Origin of the sequence: Sulfuricurvum sp., from assembly GCF_028681615.1 — a bacterium.
Lineage (GTDB): Bacteria > Campylobacterota > Campylobacteria > Campylobacterales > Sulfurimonadaceae > Sulfuricurvum.
The window spans coordinates 42,398-49,157 of sequence record NZ_JAQUHV010000015.1; the positions used below are offsets into that span (position 1 = coordinate 42,398).

The window sequence follows — 6,760 nt, forward strand, 5'->3', positions numbered from 1 at the left end:
AGCACATTAAGTTGCGTAAACGAAAACCTACGAAGCCCACAAAGCACCGTACTTTACGTCCTAAAAAGAAGTTTTTATTGATTTAGATAGTTATGAAGATAAAAAGTTATTAAAATGCCTATTTAACGAGGTTAAAGGAGTATTTTTTCTACACTCCTTCCAAAATCATTGCCTCCGCTACTCGCTTAAAAGCAGCAATATTTGCCCCATCGACAAAATTGCGTTCCCTGCCGTATTCTTTTGCAGTCAATGCAATCCGTTTATAAATCTGTCGCATCAGTTCATCGAGTTTGCGATCCACTTTATCATAATCCCATTTTTCCATCGAAGCGTTTTGAGACATCTCAAACTCGCTAACGGCGACCCCTCCGGCATTAGATGCTTTGCCCGGAGCGAACAAAATCCCCTCCTCCTGCAAAAGGTCAATCGCATCCGGAGTCGTCGGCATATTGGCACCCTCAACCACGGCAATGCATCCGTTTCGGATCAGGGATTGCGCATCCGCCTTGGTCAGTTCGTTTTGCGTTGCACACGGGAATGCCGCGAAGCACGGATAACTCCACACCGGATGTGCACCCTCCGGATAGTCATCTTTTTGTGTATACACGGAAGTGGGGACTTTTGCTTTATAGAGTTTTAGAGATTGGCGTTTCTCATCCCCCTTGATACTTTTAAGCAATTCGAGTTTGATCCCGTCAGGATCATAAATCGTCCCTTCACTGTCACTGCACGTGATCACTTTAGCACCAAAAAACTGTAATTTTTCAATCGTATGCAATGCAACGTTTCCCGCTCCGCTGACACAGCACACTTGGGAATCCAACGTTTCCTGAAGTTCCTCTTTCAGCATCTCTTGGGCAAAATAGACAACTCCGTATCCTGTTGCCTGAGGGCGCATTAACGATCCTCCGAACGCATAGGGCTTTCCGCTGAGGACACCGTCATAATTACGGCTGATCCGTTTGTATTCACCGAACAAGAATCCGATCTCTTTGGACCCGACACCGATATCTCCGGCAGGTACATCGGTACGCGCTCCGATATATTGATGCAATTCACGCATAAACGCGCGGCAAAACTTCATAATCTCGAAGTCGCTTTTCCCTTTGGGATCGAAATCGCTTCCCCCCTTGGCTCCTCCAATCGGTAAACCCGTCAAAGAGTTTTTGAAAATCTGCTCAAACGCTAAAAATTTCAGTACTCCGGTCGTGACACTGGGATGGAAACGTAATCCCCCTTTATAAGGCCCGAGCGAATTATTAAACTGGATACGATATCCGTTGTTGATATTCACCCGGTTTTGATCATCCAACCATTGCACTTTAAACTGAATAATGCGGTCGGGTGTCACCAAACGTTCTACGATACCGTTCATCTCATAACGGGGATCGCTTTCAACAATCGGAGTCAAAGAGTGGAGAACTTCGCTGACTGCCTGCAAAAATGTATTGTCTACCGCACAGGATGATTTTTCGAGATTGGCTAATATTTTTTCGACCACTTTTATCTCCTATTTTTGAATACTTTGTTGTTCATTTTATCGCAATTCCAAAAAACTCTATAATGTTCTCAAAATAATGCTCAAATCCTTCAAATCCATGATTTCCACCCTCTTCTACAATCGTTTCGGCATCCGGCAGCTTACTGAGTGCCTCTGTATAATCGAGAAGCTCATCTCCCGTTTGTAGCAATAAAAGAGATTTGTTTTTCAACGGTTCGCACATTTCAAGACGCTTCAGCATCTCCAGATGGGTTTTATTCCATTCATAGCTGCTTTGATCGTAAAAATTCGACGGAAACCCTAATGAACGTTCGAGTGTAATATACGGATGTATCGCAGGATTGATGAGAACACAGGGGAGATTATACTTTTGGGAGAGAAACATCGCATAATATCCACCCAACGAAGATCCGACAAGACAGACTTCTTCGAGCGGTTGAAACGATTCAATCAGCTCTTCCAACGTCGTAATGGCCAAATCGGGAACTGTCGAGAGAGAGGGTGCAATAAAGCGTATAGCATGTTCCTGGCAATATCCGCGCAGCGCTTTCGCTTTTGATCCGTTTCCATGACTCCCAAAACCGTGGATATAGATAATCACACTCTCACTCCTACCCAGATAATGATTACTTCAACTCACCACAATGAGTACTATAGTTCACTCTCTAAAAAAAATTATGTCGTAACAAAACAGTTCTGTAACTAATTTAGAAAGTTATGATCGAAAAGATTCTAAGTCACCTAAAAGATTATGTGAGATGGATGCCAGCGTTTTTGCTTGATCTAGCAATCTTTCGGTACCAGAGTTATTCCGTTTGGCACACTCTTCGATATGTGCAAGATTTTCAATCGTCATTTTTGTTTTTTCTGCCCCGATTTTTGCAGATTCAGCCGTATCTTGAGCCATTCGTACCGAATTTTCCATCACCTCTATAACATTACGCATTGTCTCTTCAACTTGAAGCGATTTCTTACCGAGTTCTTCCATATAATCTGCATTTTTCGACATCATCTCAGTACTTTCTGTAACCGATTGAACAATAATAGCGACCGTAGCACCACTCTCCGAAAGACTTTTTTGTGTTCGTTCCGCCAGTTTTCTGACTTCATCAGCAACAACAGCAAATCCACGTCCATGTTCTCCTGCCCGTGCCGCTTCAATCGCTGCATTGAGCGCAAGCAGATTCGTTTGGTCAGCGATATCTGAGATAACGGTTAATACCGATTTGATTTGCTCTGCTTCCGATGAAAGACGTTCCAGCCGTGAAGAGAGTTCATGCTGATCTTGCACTGCGGTTTGCAGGGATTGAGACACGTTCAGCACTTCATGAGCAGCACCTTTCGCTTCCTCATTCGCATGCTTGATACTCTCACCCGTTTTTTTGGATTGGTGTTGATTTGATTCAAGAAGAAGAGAAACCTCTTGAGACGAAGCGTTTGTACGTGTAATAATCGATGTAATTTCATCCGTATTGGAACTGATCAATGTCGATGTATCGGTTAGATCAAAAGCAATCTGTGCATTTTCACTTGCTAATTTTTTGGATGATATAATCGCACTCGCCATTTCGCCAATTAATTTATTAACATGTCCGATCACATGCCCTATCTCATCATTGTTGACAATCGGAATAGGTTTGTTAAGTTCCTTTGTCCGTACGATGTCCTCACATCCTTTTTCAGCAATTTTAACCGATGCAACTATCGATTTTGTGAGCATAAAAATACCGCCGCTCAAGATTCCGATAATCAGTAAAGCTGCCACCCAAATAAGAGTTTTCACATTGGACGCTTCGAGTTTAATCGTATCATTCATCCGAGTATATTCTTTTTGATACACATCGACTAAAGCATCCAATTTGTCCGTCGGACCACGATCAATTCCGTCTACAGCTTTATCACCGACTTTGTATTTTTCTGAGGAAGCACTATTAAATGCTATCAATCCTTGACGATATTTCTGCCCCAATATTTTATGTGATGCGCTAAAATCATCAATCATCGCAACGATTTTTGGATTATCCGTAATTACTTTGAGTTCTTCCAACTCTTTATCAATTTTTTCTTCTTGATTCACAAAATTTTTAAAATATTTTTCATATTTTTCCGGATTTTCACCACGGAGAAGAATATTTTTCCATTCTTGAACCTGTTTTTTAAAAGCTACTTGTATGGAGCGTGCTTTATCGATTTGTTTTAAAGTGATTTGTGAGCTTTCAATTGTTTCGTCTAAAACCGAACCATAACCAACCATCGCAATGGCAACCACCAATAACATACCTATTAACGCGCCTATATTGATAATAATCAATTTTTGTTTGATATGCATACAAAATTTCCTGTACAATGTTTTAAATTTATTTGCAACATAATAACACAATTATAAGAAAATAATATCCAGACAAAACATGAAATACTTCTATTTACTTCAACTCACCCCAGTGATTCCCGATATGCATCGACGTTTTCAATGGAACACGCAGTTCTAAAATATGCTCCATCACCTCGACAAAACGGCTCGCATAAATCTCTGCAACATCCTCATCCACCTCAAAAATCAGTTCATCGTGGATTTGAAGGAGCATTTTTGCTCTCATCCCTTCGGTTCGGATCATGGCATCGATTTTATTCATCGAAAGTTTGATGAGATCGGACGCGGAACCTTGAAATACCGTGTTGACCGATTCGCGCTCGTATGCTGCTTTAAGCATCGGAGTGGCGGATGCAAAGTCAAAATAGCGACGACGGTGGAGCAGCGTCTCAACGTACCCCATCTCTTTGGCCTGCTCGACGATGCCGCTGAAATATCCTTTGACACTCGGGAAGGTCTCGAAATAGCGTTCGATGATCTCTTTTGCCTCTTTGGTCGTTATCCCAAGAGTATCGGAGAGCTTTTTCTGTCCCATTCCGTACAACAGACCGAAATTGACCGTTTTGGCGATGTTACGCTTACGTTGCGCATCTTCGGCTCCAAACAACGCTATTGCCGTTTGCATGTGGATATCGTGTCCCTCATTAAAGGCGTTAACCAACACACTATCCTCACTGAAATGGGCGAGGAGACGAAGCTCAATCTGAGAGTAGTCGATCCCGATCAGTTTTTTACCCTTGGGTGCGACGAATGCTTCGCGAATGCGCATCCCAAGAGCCGTTTTGACGGGGATATTTTGGAGATTCGGATTTTTCGAACTGAGCCGCCCCGTCGCCGTCCCCGTCTGAACGAACGAGGTATAGATACGCGATGTCGGATCGTTTTGTGCCAAAGCGATCAACGGCTCGATATAGGTCGAATAGAGTTTATGATATTCACGGTATTGAAGCAGCATCGGTATGACGGAATGATCGTTTTTAAGCCCTTCCAAAACCTGTTCATCCGTACTGTAGCCCGTTTTGGTTTTCTTGCCGTGAGCCAGCCCGAGTGTCTCAAAAAGGACAACGCCGAGTTGTTTGGTTGAGTTGAGATTAAATACCGTACCACATGCACTGTGGATTTGCTCCGTCAATGTGGCGATCTCGTTTGCTACCTCTTTTTTAAACTGCTCTAATACCGCCGTATCGACCGCAATCCCCTCACGCTCCATTCCCAGCAATGTCAGGGTAAAAGGGAATTCGACGTTAAATGCCTCATCCAGTGCATCCTGTCCCCCTTTTAATAGAAGCTGTTCGCGCAGAACTTCATACAATCGATAGGTGATATAGGCATCTTCTCCCGCATATTTGCACGCATCCTCGATCGCAACCGAAGCGAAATTCTCCCCTTTTTTGACCGTATCTTTGAAATGGATCATTTCGTGATGTAAAAGAGAAGCTGAAAGGTTATCCATAGCAAGCGAACGTGCCGAATCGGTCAGCCATGCCATCACCATTGAATCGGCATGGATGGTTAAACGATCAACCCCTAAAAATCGGGTCACAAAGTGGAGGTCAAATTTAATATTATGTCCTATGACACGATGCTCAAAAATCACTTTGATCGCTTTTTTTGCACTCTCATGAGCGACTTGTGCCCCTACTCCGAGATAACTGTGCGCCAAAGGGACATAATAGCCTGTTTTACCGTCGATGCTGAAACTAAAGCCGACCAAATGATCTTTGGTCGGATCGAGTCCCGTCGTTTCGGTATCAAAAGCGACCAATGCATCCTGCGGGATCAAAGCGATGATACGTTCCAGCGCTTCGTCAGTGTCGATCAACATCGTACACCCTTCAGTGTTTTCACATTTAAGGAGATCGAGGGATTTACTTTCCGCTACGCGCGGTGCAGGTGCACCTTGTGATTCTTCAAACAGCGCCTTGGCTTTCAAGGTACGTAGAACCGCATTCATCTCATAATGGACCAAATCATCGTAAATCGGTAAAAAAGGATTGTCAAAATGCATCGCGAATTCATTGAAATCGAGTGACTCGAAAACATTATCCCGCAGACTTACCAGTTCACGCGAACGAAACGCATCATCCCGATAAGTCTCCAACAATCCGCGAATACGCGGCGGTGTCACTTCATCAAGACGACGATACATTTCATCCAATGTCCCGAACTGGACTAAGAGCTTTTGTGCTGTCACTTTCCCGATCCCTTTGACACCGGGAACATTATCGGCAGTGTCACCGATAAGGGCTTGATAGTCGATGAATTGTCTCGGATGTACCCCGTATTTTTCATCGCAGTGGCGTTCGTTCATCACTTTTTTACTGATCGCATCCACGAGAACGACAACGTCGTCTTCGATAAGCTGATAGAGGTCTTTATCGTGCGAAACAACACGGACGATATGCCCCTGAGCACGTGCATGACGAACCACCGAAGCGATCATATCATCCGCTTCATAACCACTCATGGAAAGGGACTTATATCCCATTTTGTCTATCCACTCGATTGCGATCGGAAGCTGCATAATCAGCTCTTCAGGAGCGGGAGAGCGGTTGGCTTTGTAATTCGGATCGATCTCTGCGCGGAAGCTGGGTCCTTTGGCATCGAGGGCAAAAATGAGATAATCGCTGCTGTGGTCTTTATGCAGTGACGCGATAAAGTTGATAAATCCGGTTAAAAGACCGGTCGGGAAACCCTGCTTGTTTTTGAGTGGAGGTAGTGCGTAAAAACTGCGGAAAAAAAATCCGAACGTATCGATTACTGTAACGGTTTGTTGAGACATTGTGCGCCTTTATATGGCGCGAGTTTTTTCAAGAATCGAATCAATCGCCGCTTGAAGTTTGGTCACATCGTATCCGGCGGCTTCAGCTTTTTTAAGTCCGAATGCA

Annotated in this window: 4 protein-coding genes; all 4 read right to left on the reverse strand. The window is 43.7% G+C overall.

Annotated elements, in window-relative coordinates:
* Positions 1-148: 148 nt before the first annotated feature.
* The gene (gene gdhA / locus PHE37_RS11700) at positions 149-1,501 is read right to left on the reverse strand and encodes an NADP-specific glutamate dehydrogenase (RefSeq protein WP_299995206.1); all 1,353 of its coding nucleotides are present in this window, start codon (positions 1,499-1,501) and stop codon (positions 149-151) included.
* 31 nt (positions 1,502-1,532) lie between these two features.
* Positions 1,533-2,102, reverse strand: coding sequence for a YqiA/YcfP family alpha/beta fold hydrolase (locus PHE37_RS11705; RefSeq protein WP_299995204.1), 570 nt, complete (start codon positions 2,100-2,102; stop codon positions 1,533-1,535).
* A gap of 114 nt (positions 2,103-2,216) precedes the next feature.
* Entirely contained in the window at positions 2,217-3,830 is a 1,614-nt protein-coding gene (locus PHE37_RS11710; protein WP_299995203.1) for a methyl-accepting chemotaxis protein, read from the reverse strand.
* A 94-nt stretch (positions 3,831-3,924) separates the two neighbouring features.
* Complete coding sequence (polA, locus tag PHE37_RS11715; protein WP_299995201.1) at positions 3,925-6,654, reverse strand: DNA polymerase I; 2,730 nt, start codon at positions 6,652-6,654, stop codon at positions 3,925-3,927.
* Positions 6,655-6,760: the final 106 nt, after the last annotated feature.